Origin of the sequence: Cryobacterium sp. Sr8 (assembly GCF_004403225.1) — a bacterium.
GTDB lineage: Bacteria > Actinomycetota > Actinomycetes > Actinomycetales > Microbacteriaceae > Cryobacterium > Cryobacterium psychrotolerans.
Genome location: NZ_SOHO01000039.1, coordinates 90,176 through 111,383 on the forward strand (window position 1 = coordinate 90,176; position 21,208 = coordinate 111,383).

Below are 21,208 nucleotides of genomic sequence, written 5' to 3' on the forward strand. Positions count from 1 at the left end.
CGGTCCCGGTTACAGGCGCTCGGCGACGAACTCGGTCAGGTCGACCAGTCGGTTCGAGTAACCCCACTCGTTGTCGTACCACGAGGCAACCTTGACCTGGTCGCCGATGACCTTGGTGAGCCCGGCGTCGAAGATCGAGGAGTGCGGGTCGCCGACGATGTCGCTGGAGACGATCGGGTCCTCGGTGTAGCTGAGGATGCCCTTGAGGGGTCCCTCGGCCGCAGCCTTGTACGCGGCATTGACTTCCTCGACGGTGACCGGGCGTGAAGCGGTGATGGTGAGGTCGGTGATCGAGCCGGTCGGGACCGGAACGCGCAGTGCGTAGCCGTCGAGCTTGCCGACGAGCGCGGGGATGACGAGGCCGAGGGCCTTGGCGGCGCCGGTCGAGGTCGGGATGATGTTCACGGCGGCGGCGCGGGCGCGGCGGAGATCGCTGTGCGGGCCGTCCTGAAGGTTCTGGTCGGCCGTGTACGCGTGCACCGTGGTCATCAGGCCGCGTTCGATCCCGAAGTTGTCCAGGAACACCTTGGCGAGGGGGGCGAGGCAGTTCGTGGTGCAGGACGCGTTGGAGATGACGTCGTGCACGGCGGGGTCGTAGACGCCCTCGTTCACGCCGAGAACGATGGTCGCCACGTTGTCGCCCGTCGCGGGTGCGGAGACGAGGACCTTCTTGGCGCCGGCGGCGATGTGCTTGCGCGCGGCCTCCGCCTTGGTGAAGAAACCGGTCGACTCGATCACGACGTCGACGCCGAGCGCGGCCCACGGGAGGTTCGCGGGGTCGCGCTCGGCCAGTACCTTGATCGCCTTGCCGTTGACGACGATCGAGTCACCGACGACCTCCACCGTCGCGTCCAGGCGGCCGTTGGTCGTGTCGTACTTCAGTAGGTGAGCGAGCGTCTTCGTGTCGGTGAGGTCGTTGACCGCGACGATGTCGAGTTCGCTGCCCTTGGCCAAAGCCGCTCGGAAGTAGTTACGGCCGATCCGGCCGAATCCGTTGATGCCGATCTTTACAGACACGAATGACTCCTGTTACTGAGGCGCCGACGGCGCAGATGGGGGTGATCAAAGTACGGACGGCGGTGTCCTGTTAGGGCAAAGACACCATAACGCTATGACAGTAGCAGCAGGCCGGCGGTCTTCTCACGGGCCGTTACGAACCGCGTCTGCACGTTCGACCAGTCGACGATGTTCCAGAATGCCTTGACGTAGTCCGCGCGTACGTTGCGGTAGTCGAGGTAGTAGGCGTGCTCCCAGACGTCGAGCATGAGCACGGGGACCGTGCCGGCGGCGAAGTTGGACTGCTGGTCGAAGAACTGCTGGATGATCAGGCGCTGCCCGATGGAGTCCCAGGCGAGGACGGCCCAGCCGGAGCCCTGCACGCCGAGCGCGACGGCCGCGAAGTGGGCCTGGAACTTGTCGAAGGAGCCGAAGTTGTCATCGATCGCCGCGGCGAGTTCACCGGTGGGCTTGTCTCCGCCGTCCGGGGACATGTTGGTCCAGAACACGGAGTGGTTGACGTGGCCGCCCAGGTTGAAGGCGAGGTCCTTCTCGAGCTTGTTGACGTAGGCGAGGTTGCCGGCGTCGCGGGCCTCGGCCAGCTGGGCCAGGGCAGTGTTCGCGCCGGTCACGTATGCCTGGTGGTGCTTGCCGTGGTGGAGTTCCATGATGGTGCCGCTGATGCTCGGCGCGAGGGCCGAGTAGTCGTAGGGCAGGTCAGGCAGGGTGTATTCAGCCATGTGATTTCTCCTCTGGGTGTTGCCGGATGAGTAGCCGGTGCGGAGGACTCCGCCGCCGGCCGGTGGGCGACCATGACAGTCTAGTCAGGCGTGCCGGTGAGGCTCGGGACGTGTCCTCAGACGTCGTCGAGATCTGGCGGCAGGTTGGCGTCGGTACCGGGAATCCCCAGGTCAACGGCCTTTTTGTCGGCCATGGCGAGGAGTCGTCTGATGCGCCCGGCGACGGCATCCTTGGTCATGGGCGGGTCGGCGTGGTGGCCGAGTTCGTCGAGGCTGGAATCCCGGAATCTCAGTCGCAGCTCGCCGGCGTAGCGCAGGTGCTTGGGGATGTCGTCGCCGAGGATCTCCATGGCCCGGTCGACCCGGGCGCAGGCGGCGACGGCGGCCTGCGCCGACCGGCGCAGGTTCGCGTCGTCGAAGTTGACCAGGCGGTTGGCGGTTGCCCTGACCTCCCGGCGCTGGCGCAGTTCCTCCCAGTTGAGCACGGTGTCCTTGGCGCCCATGTGCACGAGCATGGAGCCGATCGCGTCACCGTCACGGATGACGACCCGGTGCACGCCGCGCACCTCGCGGGCCTTGGCGACGATTCCGAGGCGTCCGGCGGCGCCCACGAGCGCCATGGCCGCCTCGTTGCCGGGGCAGGTTACTTCCAGGGCCGCGGACCTGCCGGGATCGGTGAGCGAGCCGTTCGCGAGGAACGCCCCCCTCCAGACCGCGGCGACTTCTTCCTTGGACCCCGTGGTCAGGCGGTTTGGAAGGCCGCGGATCGGGCGGCGGCGGGCGTCGAGCAGGCCGGTCTGCCTGGCCAGGGTCTCTCCGCCTTCGACCACGCGCACGAGGTAGTGGTTGGTGCGGCGAAGCCCGGATGCCGGCACGACCGACACCTCGCTGCGCACGCCATAGAGCTCGGCGAGATCCTTGCGCACCCTTCGTGCGAGCAGCGCGGTGTCGAGCTCGGATTCGACGGCGATGCGTCCGGAGATCATGTGCAGTCCCCCGGAGAACCGGAGGATTGTCGCTAACTCGGCGGCACGCACCGTGGTCTTGGAGACCTCGATGCGGGAAAGCTCGTCTTTAACGTCGGCGGTGAGTGCCAATCGTATGTTCCATTCTGTTTGTCCGGGCCAGGGTCTTGTGAACCGTTGGCCGTGGTTATTCTCGACCCAGGTCGCGGTGCTTGACGTTGACCGCGACGCCGGGGAATCCTTGGATGAGAGAGGCGAGTTCCCTGGCCATGGCCACGGAGCGGTGCTTGCCGCCCGTGCAACCGATGGCGATCGTCGCATGACGCTTGTTCTCGCGTTGGTAGCCGGCCAGAACCGGCTCGAGGGCCGCCGAGTAGCTGGCGATGAATTCACGTGCGCCCGGCTGGGCGAGCACGAACTCGCTGACCTGGGCGTCCTGGCCGGTGAACTGACGCAGCTCGGGGATCCAGAACGGGTTGGGCAGGAAACGGGCGTCGGCGACCATGTCGACGTCGGTGGGAAGCCCGTACTTGAAGCCGAAGCTGAGGATGGTGACCTGCAGCCCGGCCGCGTCTTCGGCGGCGAAGCGCTCGGTGATGGTGGTGGCCAGCTGGTGGATGTTCAGGTCGGACGTGTCGATCACGATGTCGCACACCTCGCGGACGGCCGCCAGGCGGGTGCGTTCGGCCGTGATCCCGTCGAGGAGGGTCCCGTCGCCCTGCAACGGATGCGGGCGACGCACGGACTCGAAGCGGCGAACGAGCACGTCGTCCCGCGCCTCGAGGAAGATGACCCTCACCTGGGTGCCGCTGCGCAGCGACTGCACGATCTCCTGGAAGTCACTGAAGAACTCGCGGCCTCGGATGTCCACCACGGCCGCGATCTTCGGCAGGGTGCTTCCGGCCCGTTCGACCAGGTCGACCAGGGGCCGGAGCATCTGCGGGGGCAGGTTGTCGACGACGTACCAGTCGAGGTCCTCGAGGGCGTTCGCCACCGTCGACCGACCAGCACCGGACATTCCCGTGACGATCAGCACTTCCTGCTTCTCGATCTCCGCTGTCATTCTGGGCTGCGCCTTTGGTCGTGGTGGGGTGGTTTGTCCAGCCTACCTACCGGCGCGGGCGTTCAGGCGCGTAAATGCTGATGAATCGCGCCCGCGAGGGTCGGGCCGATGCCCCGCACGTCGCCGATGGCCGCCTCGGGGGCTTCCTTCAGCCGGGCCACCGAGCCGAAGTGCGCCAGCAGCACCTTCACCCGGGCCGGGCCGAGACCGGGGATCTCGGCGAGCACCGTCGAGATGTCGCGCTTGCGCCTGGACCGTTGGTGAGCGATCGCGAACCGGTGCGCCTCGTCCCTGATCCGCTGGATCAGGAACAGGGCGTCGCTGTTGCGCGGCAGGATCACCGGGTACTCCGAGTCCGGCAGCCAGATTTCCTCCAGCCGCTTGGCGATGCCGCAGAGCGCGATCCCGGTTATCCCCGCGTCGGCCAGCGCCCGGGCGGCCGCGGCCACCTGGGGCTGGCCGCCGTCGACGATGAGGAGGTTGGGACGGTAGCGGAACTTCTTCCGTTTCTGCTCGGCGGACTCGGCCAGGGCGGGGTCGCCGCCGGGCTGGTCGTCGCCGGCCGGATCGTCGCCGGGCACGAGGTAGGCCAGGCGCCGGGACAGCGTGCGGTAGATGGAGTCGGTGTCGTCGGTCGACTCGGGAATCGTGAACCGGCGGTACTCGTCTTTGCGGGGCAGGCCGTCCTCGAACACCACCATGGACGCCACGATGTTCGTGCCGCTCAGGTGGGAGACGTCGTAGCACTCCATCCGGAGCGGCGCCTCCGCCATCCCCAGCGCGTCCTGGATGTCTTCGAGCGCCTTCGACCGGGCAACGAAGTCGGAGCTCCGCCGGGTCTTGTACAGCATGAGGGCGTGCCGGGCGTTCTGGGTCGCCGTGGCCAGCAGCGCGGCCTTCTCCCCGCGCTGGGCCGCGACGAGGCGCACCTTTCGGCGGGCCAGCCCGGCCAGCAGCGTCTCCAGCGCCTCGGCGTCGTCCGGGAGCTGCGGCACGACGATCTCGCGCGGCGGCGGGCTGTCGGCACTGTACGCGGTCTGCATGATCGAGTCGATCAGTTCCCCGGTCGTCACGTCGAGTTCCTTGTCGACCATCCAGCCGCGCACACCACGGATGCGCCCGCCCCGCACGATGAACAGTTGCACCGCGGCCGCCAGCTCGTCTTCGTCGATGCCGAAGAGGTCGATGTCGACGCTGTCCCGCAGCACGACGGCGCTCTTTTCGAGCACGGCGTTCAGCGCCATCACCTGGTCGCGCCGTTTGGCGGCGAGCTCGTAGTCCTGGGCTCCCGCGGCGACCTTCATCTCGGCCGTCAGCCTGTTGATCAGCTTCTTGTCCTGGCTGCCCATGAAGCTGACGAACTCGCCGACCCGGGCGCGGTGTTCCTCGATGCTCACCGTGCCGGAACACGGACCGAAACAGCGGCCGATCTGGCCGGCGAAGCAGGGCTTGCCCGACTGCATGGCCCGCTTGTAGTTGGCGTTGTTGCAGGTGCGGATCGGGAAGGCCTTGAGCATCAGTTCGATCGTCTCGTACACCGCCCAGACCTTGGGGTACGGGCCGAAATACCGTGCGCCGCGGATGCCGGTGGTTCGGGTGACGAGCGCGCGCGGCGCCTCGTCGGCGAGCGTCACCGCCAGGTAGGGGTAGGACTTGTCGTCCTTGAACTGCACGTTGAAGGGCGGATCGAACTCGTTGATCCAGGTCCACTCGAGTTGCAGCGCCTCCACCTCGGTGCCCACGACGGTCCATTCGACGCCGGTGGCGGTCGTGACCATGCGCCGCGTGCGCTCGTGCAGGCTGCTGAGCGGGGCGAAGTAGTTGCTCAGCCGGGCGCGCAGGTTCTTGGCCTTGCCGACATAGAGAACCCGCCCGGAGGCATCCCGGAACCGGTACACCCCCGGGCTGGTGGGAATCTCGCCCGTTTTCGGGCGGTAACTCAGTGCGTCAGACATCGGCTCTTTCGGCGGCGGTCATCGCGGGCGGCGGTCATCGCGTGGCAGCAGTCATCGCGCGTCGAGGATCTCCTTGAGGAAGGTGCCGGTGTGGCTGCGCTTGACGGTGGCCAGGTGTTCCGGCGTGCCGCTGGCGAGCACGCGGCCTCCCCCGGAGCCGCCCTCCGGTCCCATGTCGATCACCCAGTCGGCCGATTTGATGACGTCGAGGTTGTGTTCGATGACGACGACGGTGTTGCCCTTGTCGACGAGGCTGTTCAGCACGAGCAGGAGCTTGCGAACGTCCTCGAAGTGCAGGCCGGTGGTCGGTTCGTCGAGCACATACACGCTCCGCCCGTTCGACCGGCGCTGCAGCTCGGTCGCAAGCTTCACCCGCTGCGCCTCGCCGCCGGAGAGGGTCGTCGCGCTCTGGCCGAGACGCACGTAGCCGAGCCCCACCTCGACGAGGGTCTTCAGGAAACGGTGGATCGCGGAGATCGGCTCGAAGAACTCGGCGGCGTCGCTGATGGGCATGTCCAGCACCTCGGCGATGTTCTTGCCCTTGTAGTGCACGGTCAGCGTGTCGCGGTTGTAGCGCGCTCCCCCGCACACCTCGCAGGCGACATAGACGTCGGGCAGGAAGTTCATTTCGATCTTGATCGTGCCGTCGCCCGAGCAGGCCTCGCAGCGTCCGCCCTTGACGTTGAAGCTGAACCGGCCGGGGAGGTAGCCGCGGGCCTTGGCCTCCATCGTCTCGGAGAACAGCGTGCGGATCTTGTCGAAGACGCCGGTGTAGGTGGCCGGGTTGGAGCGCGGCGTGCGCCCGATCGGCGCCTGGTCGACATGGATGACCTTGTCGAGGTGGTCGAGGCCGGTCACCCGCGTGTGCTTGCCCGGGAGCTTGCGGGCGCCGTTGAGCTTGTTGGCGAGCACGCGATAGAGGATGTCGTTGACCAGCGAGGACTTGCCGGAGCCGCTGACCCCGGTTACCGCGGTGAACGTGCCGAGTGGGAAACTCGCGGTCACCTTGCGCAGGTTGTTGGCCTCGGCGCCGGTGACGACAATCTGCCGCTCCGGGTCGACTTCGCGCCGCGTGGTCGGCGTCGGGATCGACTTGCGCCCCGCGAGGTAGTCGCCGGTGAGCGACTTCTTGTTGGCGAGCAGCGATTCGTAGGATCCGGAGTGCACGACGTGTCCGCCGTTCACGCCGGCGCCGGGCCCGATGTCGACGATCCAGTCGGCGGTGCGGATGGTGTCCTCGTCGTGCTCGACCACGATCAGGGTGTTGCCGAGGTCGCGCAGGGCGACCAGGGTCTCGATCAGGCGGCGGTTGTCCCGCTGGTGCAGGCCGATGCTGGGCTCGTCGAGCACGTAGAGCACCCCGGTCAGGCCGGAGCCGATCTGGGTGGCCAGACGGATGCGCTGGGCCTCGCCGCCGGACAGGGTCGCCGCGGCGCGGGCCAGGTTGAGGTAGTTGAGGCCGACCCGGATGAGGAAGTCCAGGCGCACCTTGATCTCCCGCAGTACCTGGGCCGCGATGGTCTGTTCCCGCTCGGTCAGGTCGAGCTTGTTCATGAACGCGCGCGCGTCGCTGAGGCTGAGCTCGCAGACATCCGCGATGCTCGCGTCGTGCACCTTCACCGCGAGCACCTCTGGCTTCAGCCGGGTGCCGTCGCAGACCGGGCAGGGCACTTCGCGCAGGTATTCGCCCCAGCGCTGGCGCTGGGTGTCGGTCTCGGCCTGGAGGTACTGGCGTTCGATGTACGGGACGACCCCTTCGAAGCCGGAGGTGTAGCTCATCTCCCGGCCGTAGCGGTTCTTCCACTTCACCCGCACCTCGAAGTTATCGCCGCGGAGCACCGCGTTCTGAACCTCGGTGCTGAGGTCTGCCCAGGGCGTGTCGAGGGAGAAGTCGAGGTCCCTGGCCAGGCCGGCGAGGAGCTTCTCGTAGTACTGGAACAGGCCCTTGCCCTGCGTGGTCCAGGGCAGCACGACGCCTTCGGCGAGGCTGAGCTCCGGGTCGCCGAGCAGCAGGTCGGCGTCCACCGACATCCGGGTGCCGAGTCCGGAACACTCGGGGCAGGCGCCGAAGGGGGCGTTGAACGAGAAGGTGCGTGGTTCGATCTCGGTCAGCTGTACCGGGTGGTTGTTCGGGCAGGAGAGCTTCTCGGAGTAGCTCCGCCAGGCGGCGTCGCCCTCGAGGTCGATGTAGTTGATCTGCACGAGCCCGGAGGTGAGCTTGAGCGCGGTCTCGAGCGAGTCGGTCAGGCGGCTGAGCAGCTCAGGGCCGGCGACGAGCCGGTCGACGACCACGGAGATGTCGTGCTTGAGCTGCTTCTTCAGGGTGGGCGGTTCACTCAGCTGGATCTGGACGCCGTCGACGATCGCGCGCGAGTAACCGCCGGCCGCGAGTTCCTTGAACAGGTCGACGAACTCGCCCTTTTTCTGGGAGATGACCGGGCTGAGCACCTGGTACCGGGTGCCGGCCTCCAGTTCCATCAGCTGGTCGGCGATCTGCTGCACGGTCTGCGACCGGATGACCTCGCCGCAGATCGCGCAGTGCGGCACGCCGATCCGCGCCCAGAGCAGGCGCATGTAGTCGTAGACCTCGGTGATGGTGCCGACCGTCGACCGCGGGTTGCGGTTGGTGGACTTCTGGTCGATCGAGACGGCGGGGCTCAGGCCCTCGATGAAGTCGACGTCGGGCCGGTCGACCTGGCCCAGGAACTGGCGGGCGTAGGCGGACAGCGACTCCACGTACCGCCGCTGGCCCTCGGCGAAGATCGTGTCGAAGGCGAGCGAGGATTTGCCGGATCCGGACAGGCCGGTGAAAACGACCAGCGAGTCCCGCGGGATCTCAAGGTCCACATTGTGGAGGTTGTGAACGCGCGCACCGCGGACGCTCAGCACGGGCCCGGACTCTACCTTGGTAATTGACACCCATTGAGTCTATTCAGTGCCGCTGACAGCTCGGTGACACCGGTGAGACCCCGGAGTCAGTCCAGGTGCCCGGCCTTCTCCATATTCCGGAGTTCCCGCTTGAGCTCGGACAGTTCGTCACGCAGCCGCGCGGCGAGTTCGAACTTGAGTTCGCCGGCGGCCTCGAGCATCTGCCCGTTCAGGTCGGCGATGATCGATTCGAGGTCGTTCGCGCCGTTGGCGGCCAGGCCGACCCGCTTCCCGCCGGGAGTCGGCGTGCGGCGGCGGGCATCCCGGCCGGACAGGAGCTCGGCCGTGTCGGCTTCCTCACGCGCCAGGACGTCGGTGATGTCGGCGATCCGTTTGCGCAGCGGGGTCGGGTCGATCCCGTGCAGGGTGTTGTATTCGACCTGCTTCTCGCGCCGGCGGTCGGTTTCGTCGATGGCCCGGGCCATCGAGGGGGTGAGCCGGTCGGCGTACATGTGCACCTGGCCGGACACGTTGCGGGCGGCCCGGCCGATGGTCTGGATGAGCGACGTCGCGGACCGGAGGAAGCCCTCCTTGTCGGCGTCGAGGATGGCGACGAGCGACACCTCCGGCAGGTCGAGGCCTTCCCGGAGCAGGTTGATTCCCACGAGCACGTCGTACAGGCCGGAGCGGAGTTCGGTGAGCAGCTCGACCCGGCGCAGCGTGTCGACGTCGGAGTGCAGGTAGCGCACCCGCACCCCGGCCTCGGTGAGGAAATCGGTGAGCTCTTCGGCCATCTTCTTGGTCAGGGTGGTCACGAGCACGCGTTCGTTGCGCTCGACCCGGAGCCTGATCTGCTCGAGCAGGTCGTCGATCTGTCCGGCGCTGGGCTTGACGATCACCTCGGGGTCGATCAGGCCAGTCGGGCGGATGATCTGCTCGACGATCCCGTCGGCGATCCCCATCTCGTACTTGCCGGGGGTGGCCGAGAGGTAGACGGTCTGGCCGACCCGGTTCTTGAATTCGTCGAACTTGAGCGGCCGGTTGTCGAGCGCGCTCGGAAGCCGGAAGCCGTGCTCGACGAGCGTGCGCTTGCGCGACGAGTCGCCCTCGTACATCGCGCCGATCTGGGGCACGGTGACGTGGGATTCGTCGATCACCATGAGGAAGTCATCCGGGAAGTAGTCGAGCAGGCAGTGCGGCGCTTCGCCCGGGTTGCGGGCGTCGATGTGCCGCGAGTAGTTCTCGATGCCGGAGCAGAACCCGATCTGCTCCATCATCTCGAGGTCGAAGGTGGTGCGCATGCGGAGGCGCTGGGCCTCCAGCAGTTTGCCTTCGCGCTCCAGCTGCTCGAGCCGTTCGGCCAGCTCCTCCTTGATCGTGCCGATGGCGCGGTGCATGACATCCGTGCTGGCGACGTAGTGCGAGCCGGGGAAGACCGACACGGCGTCGAGCTTGCGCACGATGTCGCCGGTGAGCGGGTGCAGGCTGTAGAGCGCCTCGATCTCGTCGCCGAACATTTCGATCCGGATCGCCAGTTCCTCGTACATCGGGATGATCTCGATCGTGTCCCCGCGCACCCGGAAGTGGCCGCGGGAGAAGTCGACGTCGTTGCGCTGGTACTGCATCGCCACGAACTTGCGGATCAGCCAGTCGCGGGAGACCTGCTGGCCCACCTGCAGCGCGACCATCGCCTGGAGGTAGCCCTCCGGCGTGCCGAGGCCGTAGATGCAGGACACGGTCGACACCACGATGACGTCCCGCCGGCTGAGCAGCGCGTTCGTCGTCGAGTGGCGCAGCCGCTCGACCTCGGCGTTGATCGACGAGTCCTTCTCAATGAAGGTGTCGGTCTGCGGGACGTAGGCCTCCGGCTGGTAGTAGTCGTAATAGGAGACGAAGTATTCGACCGCGTTGTTGGGCATGAGCTCGCGGAACTCGTTGACCAGCTGGGCGGCGAGGGTCTTGTTGTGGGCGAGCACGAGCGTCGGACGCTGCACCTGCTCGATCAGCCAGGCGGTCGTGGCCGACTTGCCGGTGCCGGTCGCGCCAAGCAGGACGACATCCGTTTCGCCCGCGTTGATGCGGCCGGCCAGCTCGGCAATGGCGGTCGGCTGGTCGCCACTCGGCGTGTACTCGCTGACCACCTCGAAGGGATGCACCGAGCGCGTGGGTTCCATACCCCCAGTCTAGGGAACGCCCCTGACAGTTACCGATCGAGCGCGGCGCGCACGCGCTCGTAGAGCGCGTCGACCTGCTGCCACGTGTGCGCCAGGGTGCCGTCCGTGTCGATGACGACGTTTGCGACGGCAAGGCGGTCGGCGTCGCTGGCCTGGGAGCGGATCCGGCGGGCGGCATCCGTTTCGTCCATGCCGCGCAGGTGGACCATCCGGCGCGTCCGGGTCTCCTCGTCGGCGTGCGCGACAACGATCAGGTCGAACGGATGGTCGACGGCGGCCTCGACGAGCAGGGGCACGTCGTAGACGACGACGGCGTCCGGGTCGGCCTGCTCGGCGTCGCGGATCAGCTCGTTCGCCAGCGCACGGACGGCGGGATGCACGATGGCATTGAGCTGGGCGAGGGCGGCCGGGTCGCCGAAGACCCGGCTGCCCAGGGCTGCTCGGTTGAGGCTGCCGTCGGCGTTCAGCACCTCGTCGCCGAAGGTCGCGCGGATCCGGGCGAGGGCGTCCGTGCCCGGCTCGACCACGACCCGGGCCAGGTGGTCGGCGTCGATGTGCACCGCTCCGTGCTCCACCAGGCGCCTGGCCACGGTGCTTTTGCCGGATGCGATCCCGCCGGTCAGTCCAATCAGGTACACGCCTGCCATGCTATCCGCCCCCCTCCGCCGAACTGTGAGTTTGGCACCTTCCCGGGGCACCGGAAGGTGCCAAACTCACAGTTCGGCGGGGAGGGTGGGCGAAAAGACGAAGCAGGCCGCACCCCGAGGGGTGCGGCCTGCTTTCTGTGCGGTCGAGCTACTTGTTGCTGGAGAGCTTTTCGCGAAGTGCCGCGAGTGCCTCGTCGTCCGCGAGGGTGCCGGCGCCGGCAGCCTCGGTGGAGAAGGAGGAGCCTGCCGCGGGCGCGACATCGCCGACGGCGATGATCTCGTCGTTCGCGGATGCAACCTGCTTCTTGTGGGCTTCCCAGCGAGCCTGGGCCGCAGCGTAGTCCTGCTCCCACTTCTCGCGCTGGGTTTCGAAGCCCTCGCGCCACTCGTTGGTCTCCGGGTCGAAGCCCTCGGGGTACTTGTAGTTGCCCTTGTCGTCGTACTCGGTGAGCATGCCGTACAGCGCCGGGTCGAACTCGGTGCCTTCGGGGTCGACGTTCTCGTTGGCCTGCTTGAGGCTCAGCGAGATGCGGCGACGCTCGAGGTCGATGTCGATGACCTTGACGAAGACCTCGTCGCCGACGGAGACGACCTGCTCGGCCAGCTCGACGTGCTTGCCGGAGAGCTCGGAGATGTGAACCAGGCCCTCGATGCCCTCGGCAACGCGAACGAACGCGCCGAACGGAACGAGCTTGGTGACCTTACCCGGTGCAACCTGGCCGATGGCGTGGGTGCGGGCGAAGACCTGCCACGGGTCTTCCTGCGTGGCCTTGAGCGACAGGGACACGCGTTCGCGCTCCAGGTCCACCTCGAGGATCTCGACGGTGACTTCCTGGCCGACCTCGACGACCTCGCTGGCGTGCTCGATGTGCTTCCAGCTGAGCTCGGAAACGTGAACCAGGCCATCGACCCCGCCCAGGTCGACGAACGCACCGAAGTTGACGATGGAGGAGACGACGCCCTTGCGGACCTGTCCCTTCTGGAGGTTGTTCAGGAACGTGGTGCGGCTCTCGGACTGAGTCTGCTCGAGCAGGGCACGACGCGACAGCACAACGTTGTTGCGGTTCTTGTCGAGCTCGAGGATCTTCGCTTCGATCTCCTGGCCCAGGTACGGGGTCAGGTCGCGAACGCGACGCAGCTCGATGAGCGAGGCCGGCAGGAAGCCGCGGAGGCCGATGTCGACGATGAGGCCACCCTTGACGACCTCGATGACCGAACCGGTGACGACGCCGTCCGACTCCTTGATCTTTTCCACATCGCCCCACGCACGCTCGTACTGTGCGCGCTTCTTGGACAGGATGAGGCGGCCTTCTTTGTCTTCCTTCTGAAGGACAAGGGCCTCGACCAGGTCGCCGACCTTGACAACCTCGGAAGGGTCAACGTCGTGCTTGATGGAAAGTTCGCGGGAGGGAATGACACCCTCGGTCTTGTAGCCCACGTCGAGGAGAACCTCGTCGCGGTCGATCTTCACTACGGTTCCTTCGATGAGGTCGCCGTCGTTGAAGAATTTCAGAGTCTTTTCGACCGCGGCAAGGAAGTCTTCAGCAGATCCGATGTCGTTGATGGCGACCTGCTTGGGTGCCCGTTCGGTCGTTGCGATTGTCATGTAGTAGTTGCTCCAGGATGGACATAGTTTGGGCCAGCGCAGAAAATGTGTGCTTTTCTTGCTCCGCGCATGGCAACGGATAGGACGTCACAAACGTGACGTTCAAGCTTAGCTGTTTGCGGAGGCGTGCGGCAACCTCGCGGATGACGGCTACTTCAGCAGCGCGGACCGGAGAGTGTCGAGGCCGACGCCGCCGAGGTCGAGGGCCCTGCGGTGGAATTCCTTGATCGAGAAGGCGTCGCCCTCGCGTTCCGTGTACGTGTCCCGCAGCTGCTCCCAGATGCGCTGCCCCACCTTGTACGAGGGGGCCTGCCCGGGCCAGCCGAGGTACCGGTTCACCTCGAACTTGACGAAGCCCTCGTTCATGTTGACGTTCTTGCCCATGAAGTCGAGGGCGTAGTCGGCGTTCCAGATGCCTGACCCGTCGGGCAGCGGCTTTTCGAGGTGCACGCCGATGTCGAGGACCACGCGGGCGGCGCGCATCCGCTGCCCGTCGAGCATGCCGAGACGGTCGGCCGGGTCGTCGAGGTAGCCCAGCTGCTCCATCAGACGTTCCGCGTAGAGCGCCCAGCCCTCGGCGTGTCCCGAGGTGCCGGCGAGCTGGCGGCGCCAGGTGTTCAGTTTCGCGCGGTTGTAGACGGCCTGGCCGATCTGCAGGTGGTGCCCCGGGACGCCCTCGTGGTAAACCGTGGTGAGTTCGCGCCAGGTGTCGAATTCGGTGACGCCGGCCGGAACGGACCACCACATCCGTCCGGGGCGGGAGAAGTCGTCGGTGGGGCCGGTGTAGTAGATGCCGCCCTCCTGGGTGGGGGCGATCATGCACTCGAGTTTCTTGATCTCGTCGGGGATGTCGAACTGGGTCTCCGAGAGCTCGGCGACCGCGCGGTCGCTGGTCTCCTGCATCCACTTCTGCAGGGCGTCGGTGCCGTGCAGTTTGCGGCTGGGGTCGGTGTCGAGGAACGCGATCGCCTCGAGCACGCTGGCGCCGGGCTTGATCTGGTCGGCGATGCTCTCCTGTTCGGCGACCATCCGGGCGAGTTCCTCCCGGCCCCACTCGTAGGTTTCGTCGAGGTCGATCTTCGCGCCGAGGAACCGGCGCGAGGCGAGGGCGTAGAGTTCGCGGCCGATCGCATCCTTCTCGGTGGCGGAGGGCTGGAGCTCGTCGGCGAGGAAGGCGGCCAGCTTGCCGTACGCGGCTGCGGAGCCCTGGGCGGCTGTGCCCAGGTCGCTGGCCAGGCTGGCGGGCAGGCTGCCCTCGGCGAGCGTGGCGTCCGAGGTGAAGTGCGTGAAGAAGCCGTCGTTGGCCGCGTGGCGCTTCGCCTGCAGGAACACCTCCTGCACCTGGCGGCGGGCCGGCGTGATCCCGCGCTCGATGCCGAGGCGGAGCGTCTCGATGTAGCCGTCGATCGCGGCCGGCAGGTTGCCGAGGCGCGAGGAGATGTTTTCCCAGTCGCCGACCGTGTCGGTGGGCATGAGGTCGAAGATCTCCCGGATGCCCTGGGCCGGGGAGGCGATCACGTTCAGGTCGCGCAGCTGCAGCTGGGCCTCGGAACTCTCGACCTCGAGGGCGAGGTCGCTGCGCAGGTCCGTCTGGGTCACCTCGTCGACGTCGTCGACGGCCGTGGCGGCATCCAACTGGGCGATGACCCGCTTGGCCGCCTCGATCGTGCGTTCGTGGCCGGCCGGCGAGTAGTCGCCGAAGCGGCCGTTGCCCTCGGTGCGCCCGATGTAGGTGCCGACTGTGGGGTCGATTTCGACGAGGGTGTCTACCCACTCCTCGGCAATCCGGTCGATTGCCGTCGGGGTGCGCTGGATGTCATGAGTCATGGGCACGAGCCTAGGACACGCAGTGCGCCGAGAGCGGGAGCCTCACGCGGAGGCGCGCCGGGGCGCCGAGGTCGACGGTTCCGGTCGAGTTTGCCCGGCGCACCAGTCAAGGTCGACCGCAAGTGCCAAAGTCGGCGAACCGCGACCCGATCAGTGCGCCGCCTCGTCCCAGTTCCGGCCGCGGCCGATCTGCACGTCCAGGGGCACCAGCAGGTCCGCCGCGGTCGACATCCGGAGGGTGACCACCGAGCGAAGCGCCTCGAATTCGCCCGGGGCCACGTCGAAGACGAGTTCGTCATGAACCTGGAGCAGCATCCGAGACTCCATCGCCGCCTCGCTGAGGTCTTCGGCGATGCCGATCATCGCGAGCTTCATGATGTCGGCGGCGGACCCCTGGATCGGAGCGTTCAGGGCGGCGCGCTCGGCGTTCTCCCGCAGCACCCGGTTGGGGCTGTGCAGTTCGGGGAAGGGGCGTCGGCGGCCGAAGATCGTCTCGGTGTAGCCGTCGATTTTCGCCTGTTCGACGACGTGGCGGAGGTAGTCGCGCACGGCGCCGAAGCGGGCGAAGTAGTCGGTCATCAGCTGCTTGGCCTCGCTGCTTTGGATGCGCAACTGCTTCGACAGCCCGAACGCGCTCAGGCCGTAAGCGAGACCGTAGGACATGGCCTTCACCCGGGAACGCATCTTCGGGGTGACCTCGTCGGGGGCGACGCCGAAGATCCGCGATCCGACGAACCGGTGCAGGTCTTCGCCGGCGTTAAACGCCTCGATCAGCCCGGCGTCGCCGGAGAGGTGCGCCATGATCCGCATCTCGATCTGCGAATAGTCGGCGGTGAGCAGGCACTCCGCGCCCTCGCCGGCCTGGAATGCGGCCCGGATCCGACGGCCCTCCTCGGTGCGGATGGGGATGTTCTGCAGGTTCGGGTCGTTCGAGGAGATCCGCCCGGTCGCCGTGCCGATCTGCACGTAGTTGGTGTGGATCCGCCCGGTCTCGTCGATCGCTTTGTCCAGCGTTTCCACGATCTGGCGCAGCTTGGTGGCGTCGCGGTGCTTCAGCAGGAGGTCGAGGAAAGGATGCGGGTTGCTGGCCTGGAGGTCGGCGAGGGCGCCGGCATCGGTCGTGAACCCGGTCTTGTTCGCTCGGGTGCGCGGCATGCCCAGCTGGTCGAAGAGCACCTCCTGCAGCTGCTTGGGCGAGCCGAGGTTCACCTCGCGGCCGATCTCGGCGTACGCGCCCGCGGCCAGGTGCGCCGCCGTGTCCCCCAGCTCGGCGGAGAGCACCGCGAGCTGGTCGTGCGAGACAGAGATCCCGGCGAGCTCCATGTCGGCCAGTGCCCGCAGGGTGGGCATCTCAATCGCGGTAAGCACGTGGCGCGAGCCGGGGTCGAGCCTGTCCAGCACGGCCGCGGAGAGGCGCAGGGTGTACCAGGCCTGCTGGGGCACTCCCCCGTCGGCGGACTCGTCCGGCACGAGCTGGTTGGGGTCGTGGACCGGGAGGACCTCGTCGAGGTATCGGGAGACCAGGTCGGCCAGGGTCTTGTCGGGGCCGCCGGGTCGCAGCAGCCAGCCGGCGACGAGGGTGTCGACGGCGAGCCCGCCGAGGACCAGGTTGCTGCGGCTGATCGCCTTGGCCTGGTGCTTGGCGTCGTGCATGATCTTGGGAGCATCGCTGGCCAGCCAGGCCTCGAAGGGCGCGTAGTCGGCGCGATCGGGCTGCCACGGAAGATTGAGGGCGTCGGTCCGGCTGGCCAGTCCGAATCCGATCGCCACGCCACCCTGCACTTCGACGGTCAGGCCGAGCCCGTCCGGGCAGGCTGCGGTCGCGCGGGTGATCCACGCTTCCAGCTCCTCGTCGAGCAGGTCGTGGGCGCGCGGCGCGACGGGCAGGTCGGCGCGCGGCTCGGCCGGAGCGGCCACGGTCGCGGCAGCCGCGGCGTCCCCGCCCTCCAGCTTGATCACGCGTTCGAGCAGGCTCTTGAACTCGAGGCGGCCGAAGACCTCGCGCACGGCCTCCTGGTTGATCGGCGCGCGCCCGAGGTCGGTGATCTCGACCGGCAGGTCGAGGTCGGTGACCAGGTGGTTGAGGCGGCGGTTACGGATCGCATTGTCCTTCTGCTCGCGCAGGTTGTTTCCGACGACGCCCTTGATCTCGTCGGCGTGCTCGAGGATGCCGTCCAGGCTGCCGTAGAGGCCCAGCCACTTCACCGCGGTCTTCTCGCCGACCTTCGAGATCCCGATCAGGTTGTCGCTGGTTTCGCCGACCAGGGCTGCGACATCCGGGTACTGGCCCGGGTCGACGCCGTAGCGTTCGCGCACGCGGTCGGGGTCGTACCGGGTCAGTGCGGAGACGCCCTGGCTGGCCGGGTAGAGAAGCGTCACGTTCTCGTTGACGAGCTGGATGGTGTCCCGGTCCCCGGACACGACGAGCACATGGTATCCCTCGGTGGTGCCGCGCACCGACAGCGTCGCGAGGATGTCGTCGGCCTCATAGTCAGCTTTGGTGAGGGTGGTGATGTTCATCGCAGCGAGGGCCTGCTCGAGAAGCGGCACCTGGCCGATGAACTCCGATGGGGTCGCGCCGCGGGTGCCCTTGTATTCCGGGTACTCCCTCGTGCGGAAGGAGGATCGGGAGATGTCGAAAGCGACGGCGATGTGGGTCGGTTTCTCGGTGCGCAGGAGGCTGAGGAGCATCGACAGGAACCCATGGATGGCGTTGGTGTGCTGTCCGTCATGGGTTTGGAAACTGTCCAGCGGCAGGGCGTGAAACGCTCGGAACGCCAGGGAATGGCCGTCAATGATCATGAGGGTAGGCTTTTCGGAGTCCAACACACTCCCAGCCTACAAGCGTCCTCCGCCCGGGCCGGGCCAGCGATCAAAGGTGAACATGACCAGTCAGACCCAGGATTCGCTCGCGTGGGTGCAGGAGCGCGGCGCGGGAGCCCTCGCCGAGAAGATGGGCATCGAGTTCCTGGAGTTCACCGCCCGGCGGGCCGTTGCCCGGATGCCGGTCGAGGGCAACACCCAGCCGGCGATGCTCATGCACGGCGGGGCATACGTCGTTCTGGGCGAGTCACTCGGCTCCATGGCCGCAAACCTGCACGCCGGTCAGGGAAAGCTGGCCGTCGGAATCGAAATCAATGCCACGCACACCGGGTCGGCCACCGCCGGCTATGTGACCGGGGTCTGCACCGCGATCCACCTGGGCCGGACGCTGACCACGCACGAGATCGTCGTCACCGACGACCGAGGACGCCGGTGCTCGACCATTCGCATCACGAACCTGATCAAGGACCTGCCGGGCGCGTCCTGACCGGGCGCGCATGCCGACCGCGCGCTGATTCTGACCGGCGCGCATTCAGTCAGGCTGATGCCCCAGCCCAGCCGGTGCCCGCTGGGCTGGGGCGGTCACCGTGACGGTTGCTGCCTGACGCCTATTTCTTGGCGGAGAGCTGCTCGATGATCGCCTGGGCGACGTCGTGCATGGTGAGGCGCCGGTCCATGGAGGCCTTCTGGATCCAGCGGAACGCCTCGGGCTCGGTGAGGCCCATCTTCTCGTTGAGCAGGCCCTTGGCCCGGTCGACGAGCTTGCGGGTCTCGAAGCGCTCGACCAGGTCGGCAACCTCGGCCTCGAGCGTGATGATCTGGCTGTAGCGCGAGAGGGCGATCTCGATCGCGGGCAGCAGGTCGTTGGGGGTGAACGGCTTCACGACATAGGCGAGCGCACCGGCCTCGGTTGCACGCTCGACGAGCTCCTTCTGGCTGAACGCGGTCAGCAGCACGACCGGGGCGATGTGCGCCTTGGTGATGCGCTCTGCGGCGGAGATCCCGTCGAGGTGGGGCATCTTCACGTCCATGATGACCAGGTCCGGCCGGAGTTCCATGGCCAGGGCCACTGCGGTCTCTCCGTCCCCGGCCTCGCCGACCACCTCGAAGCCGTTGTCACGGAGAATCTCGACGATGTCTAGACGGATGAGGGATTCATCCTCCGCAACGACAACGCGGCGGGGAGGAGTGGGGGTAGTCTCTTGGTCGGTCACAGGCAAAAGCCTACGGTATTCTGGGGCAGGCGATGTGAGCCGGTGTGGCGGAATGGCAGACGCGGAGCACTCAAAATGCTTTGTTCGAAAGGACGTGTGGGTTCGAGTCCCACCACCGGTACCACTCACACCCTGATTGTCGCCGCCCACGCGCACCCAGCGCGGAACGCGCGCTGAGTCGCGGACAAAGTACCTTCCCGCGCGAATTGAAGGTGCTTTCTCCGCAACTCAGGCGCGCGCGGGCTGAGCATCGCGGGCGGCCCACCAGGCGAAGGAGTCGTCGACCACGTCGTCGATCCAGTCGAAGCGGTCGAGAGTGGAGATCTCCTCACGGGTGAACCAGCCCAGCTGGGACACTTCCTCCTGCTCGAGCCACTGCACGCCGGAGTTCAGCCGGCACGCATACGCCGTCGTGACATATGACACCTGGTCGCCGTTCGGGCACGTGGTGGCAAGCCGTCGGCCACCGTAGCTCCCGACGACCCCGAGCACGTGTCCGTCGGCGCCGGTTTCCTCCATCAGTTCCCGGCGCACGGCATCCAGCGGTTCCTCGAATGGTTCGATCCCGCCGCCGATGAATCCCCATTTGTCGCCGGCGACGTGGCGGGCGAGCAGGAGACGGCCGTCGTCATCGAAAACCGCGGCGGTGACGCCAGGGAGGAGCACGAGGTCGTGCCCGATGTGGCGACGCAGGTGTGAGACGTAATCCGAGGCAGGCATGCGCCCCACCCTACGTCGGCGGCCGCCGAGTTGCGGACAAAATACCTTCGCGCGCGAAACGAAGGTGCTTTGTCCGCGACTCAGCCCCGCGGAGGGTCCCATGCAGCGCCCACTCATGGGGCGAACGTCAGGTCGGGGCGAACGTCAGGTGCGGGCGTACGCCGGAGCGACCTCGTTGTGGGCGTCGCCGACGCGGTGCACGCGGATGTCGTTCGTGGAACCGACGATTCCGGGAGGGGAACCGGAGATGACTACGACGGTGTCGCCGATTTCGGCCAGGCCCTCGCCGAGCAGCATGTCGTCGACCTGCCCGAACATGGCGTCCGTGTGGGTCACCCGGTCGACCAGGTAGGTCTGGATGCCCCAGGTCAACGCCAGGCGGCGACGGATGCCGGGCTCCGGCGTGAAGGCCAGCATCGGGATCTTGGACCGCAGGCGGGACATCCGCCTCGCAGAGTCGCCGGATTCGGTGAAGATGCAGAGGTATTTCGCCTCGACGAATTCGGCCACTTCGATGGCGGCGAGGGTGATCGCGCCGCCCTGGGTGCGCGGCTTGTTCGTCAGCGGCTGGATGCGCTCCAGGCCGTGTTCCTCGGTGGACATGATGATCCGGGCCATGGTCTGCACGGTCACGACCGGGTACTCGCCGACGCTGGTCTCGCCGCTGAGCATCACGGCGTCCGCGCCGTCGAGCACGGCGTTGGCGACGTCGGAGGTTTCTGCGCGGGTCGGAACCGGGGAGTGGATCATCGACTCGAGCATCTGGGTGGCGACGATGACCGGCTTCGCCATACGGCGGGCGATCTCGACGGCGCGCTTCTGCACGATCGGCACGGCCTCGAGCGGGAGCTCGACGCCGAGGTCGCCGCGGGCGACCATGATGGCGTCGAAGGCATCGATGATCTCCTCGAGGTTTTCGACGGCCTGGGGCTTCTCGATCTTCGCGATCACGGGAACGCGACGGCCCTCCTCGGCCATGATGTTGTGCACCCGGGTGACGTCGGCGGCGTCGCGCACGAACGACAGGGCGATCAGGTCGGCGCCGAGGCGCAGGCCCCAGCGCAGGTCGGCCTCGTCCTTCTCGGACAGCGCGGGGACGTTGACGGCGACGCCGGGCAGGTTGATGCCCTTGTTGTTCGAGACGGGACCGGCGACGATCACGCGGGTGGTGACGACGATGCCATCCGTCGCCTCAACCTGAACCTTGACCTTGCCGTCGTCGATGAGCAGGAAGTCACCCGGCGCCACGTCGAGGGGCAGTCCCTTGTAGGTCGTTCCGGAGAGTTCCTTCGTGCCCACGACGTCCTGGGTCGTGATCTTGAAGGTGTCCCCGACCGCGAGCTCGTAGGGGCCGTCTTCGAACTTGCCGAGGCGGATCTTCGGTCCCTGGAGGTCGACCATCACGGCTACGGCGCGGCCGGAGTCGTTGGCGGCCTTGCGCACATTGGCGTAGATGCCCTCGTGGATGTCGTACGTTCCGTGACTCAGGTTCATCCGGCAGACGTCGACGCCCGCATCGATGATCGCCCGGATCTGCTCATACGTGGATGCTGCCGGCCCGAGGGTGGCGACGATTTTAGCGCGTCTCATACTGGTGGAGCTCCGATTTC

General features: G+C 67.1%; 15 protein-coding genes and 1 tRNA gene. 2 read left to right on the top strand and 14 right to left on the bottom strand.

Annotation, left to right across the window (positions count from 1 at the left end):
* Nucleotides 1-9 precede the first annotated feature (9 nt).
* The 11 genes from gap to polA all read right to left on the bottom strand — a co-directional run bounded on the left by gap (nucleotide 10) and on the right by polA (nucleotide 17,670).
* Nucleotides 10-1,017, bottom strand: coding sequence for a type I glyceraldehyde-3-phosphate dehydrogenase (gene gap / locus E3T54_RS06890; RefSeq protein ID WP_134475091.1), 1,008 nt, complete (start codon nucleotides 1,015-1,017; stop codon nucleotides 10-12).
* 92 nt (nucleotides 1,018-1,109) lie between these two features.
* The gene (locus tag E3T54_RS06895) at nucleotides 1,110-1,736 is read right to left on the bottom strand and encodes a superoxide dismutase (RefSeq protein ID WP_092321992.1); all 627 of its coding nucleotides are present in this window, start codon (nucleotides 1,734-1,736) and stop codon (nucleotides 1,110-1,112) included.
* Between the two features lie 116 nt (nucleotides 1,737-1,852).
* The gene (whiA, locus tag E3T54_RS06900) at nucleotides 1,853-2,833 is read right to left on the bottom strand and encodes a DNA-binding protein WhiA (RefSeq protein WP_134475092.1); all 981 of its coding nucleotides are present in this window, start codon (nucleotides 2,831-2,833) and stop codon (nucleotides 1,853-1,855) included.
* Nucleotides 2,834-2,888: 55 nt separating this feature from the next.
* Complete coding sequence (gene rapZ, locus E3T54_RS06905; RefSeq protein ID WP_134475093.1) at nucleotides 2,889-3,764, bottom strand: RNase adapter RapZ; 876 nt, start codon at nucleotides 3,762-3,764, stop codon at nucleotides 2,889-2,891.
* Nucleotides 3,765-3,826: 62 nt separating this feature from the next.
* Nucleotides 3,827-5,719: an excinuclease ABC subunit UvrC gene (uvrC, locus tag E3T54_RS06910; protein WP_134475094.1), complete on the bottom strand. Its 1,893-nt coding sequence runs from the start codon at nucleotides 5,717-5,719 to the stop codon at nucleotides 3,827-3,829.
* Between the two features lie 51 nt (nucleotides 5,720-5,770).
* On the bottom strand, nucleotides 5,771-8,638 hold the full coding sequence (gene uvrA / locus E3T54_RS06915) for an excinuclease ABC subunit UvrA (protein WP_134475095.1): 2,868 nt from the start codon (nucleotides 8,636-8,638) through the stop codon (nucleotides 5,771-5,773).
* 56 nt (nucleotides 8,639-8,694) lie between these two features.
* Complete coding sequence (gene uvrB, locus E3T54_RS06920; RefSeq protein WP_134475096.1) at nucleotides 8,695-10,761, bottom strand: excinuclease ABC subunit UvrB; 2,067 nt, start codon at nucleotides 10,759-10,761, stop codon at nucleotides 8,695-8,697.
* A 29-nt stretch (nucleotides 10,762-10,790) separates the two neighbouring features.
* Nucleotides 10,791-11,399 (bottom strand): dephospho-CoA kinase, encoded by a 609-nt coding sequence (coaE, locus tag E3T54_RS06925; RefSeq protein WP_134475097.1) that lies wholly within the window; start codon nucleotides 11,397-11,399, stop codon nucleotides 10,791-10,793.
* Nucleotides 11,400-11,556: 157 nt separating this feature from the next.
* Complete coding sequence (gene rpsA, locus E3T54_RS06930; RefSeq protein ID WP_092322001.1) at nucleotides 11,557-13,014, bottom strand: 30S ribosomal protein S1; 1,458 nt, start codon at nucleotides 13,012-13,014, stop codon at nucleotides 11,557-11,559.
* Between the two features lie 150 nt (nucleotides 13,015-13,164).
* Nucleotides 13,165-14,841 carry a DUF885 domain-containing protein gene (locus tag E3T54_RS06935; protein WP_134475098.1) on the bottom strand — a complete coding sequence of 559 codons (1,677 nt, stop codon included), beginning with the start codon at nucleotides 14,839-14,841 and terminating at the stop codon, nucleotides 13,165-13,167.
* A gap of 150 nt (nucleotides 14,842-14,991) precedes the next feature.
* Complete coding sequence (polA, locus tag E3T54_RS06940) at nucleotides 14,992-17,670, bottom strand: DNA polymerase I (RefSeq protein WP_134475099.1); 2,679 nt, start codon at nucleotides 17,668-17,670, stop codon at nucleotides 14,992-14,994.
* A 55-nt stretch (nucleotides 17,671-17,725) separates the two neighbouring features.
* On the opposite strand from polA, the gene E3T54_RS06945 reads away from it, so the two are divergent.
* On the top strand, nucleotides 17,726-18,151 hold the full coding sequence (locus tag E3T54_RS06945) for a PaaI family thioesterase (protein ID WP_134475100.1): 426 nt from the start codon (nucleotides 17,726-17,728) through the stop codon (nucleotides 18,149-18,151).
* Nucleotides 18,152-18,272: 121 nt separating this feature from the next.
* Here the strand turns inward: E3T54_RS06945 and E3T54_RS06950 are convergent, their stop codons facing one another.
* Complete coding sequence (locus tag E3T54_RS06950) at nucleotides 18,273-18,878, bottom strand: ANTAR domain-containing response regulator (RefSeq protein ID WP_134475101.1); 606 nt, start codon at nucleotides 18,876-18,878, stop codon at nucleotides 18,273-18,275.
* A gap of 38 nt (nucleotides 18,879-18,916) precedes the next feature.
* Between E3T54_RS06950 and E3T54_RS06955 the strand changes: the two genes are divergently transcribed.
* A tRNA-Leu gene (locus E3T54_RS06955) sits at nucleotides 18,917-19,002 on the top strand.
* Between the two features lie 104 nt (nucleotides 19,003-19,106).
* Here the strand turns inward: E3T54_RS06955 and E3T54_RS06960 are convergent.
* Nucleotides 19,107-19,598, bottom strand: a complete 492-nt coding sequence (locus E3T54_RS06960) for an NUDIX domain-containing protein (protein ID WP_134475102.1) — start codon at nucleotides 19,596-19,598, stop codon at nucleotides 19,107-19,109.
* 144 nt (nucleotides 19,599-19,742) lie between these two features.
* Entirely contained in the window at nucleotides 19,743-21,188 is a 1,446-nt protein-coding gene (gene pyk, locus E3T54_RS06965) for a pyruvate kinase (protein WP_134475103.1), read from the bottom strand.
* Nucleotides 21,189-21,208 lie beyond the last annotated feature (20 nt).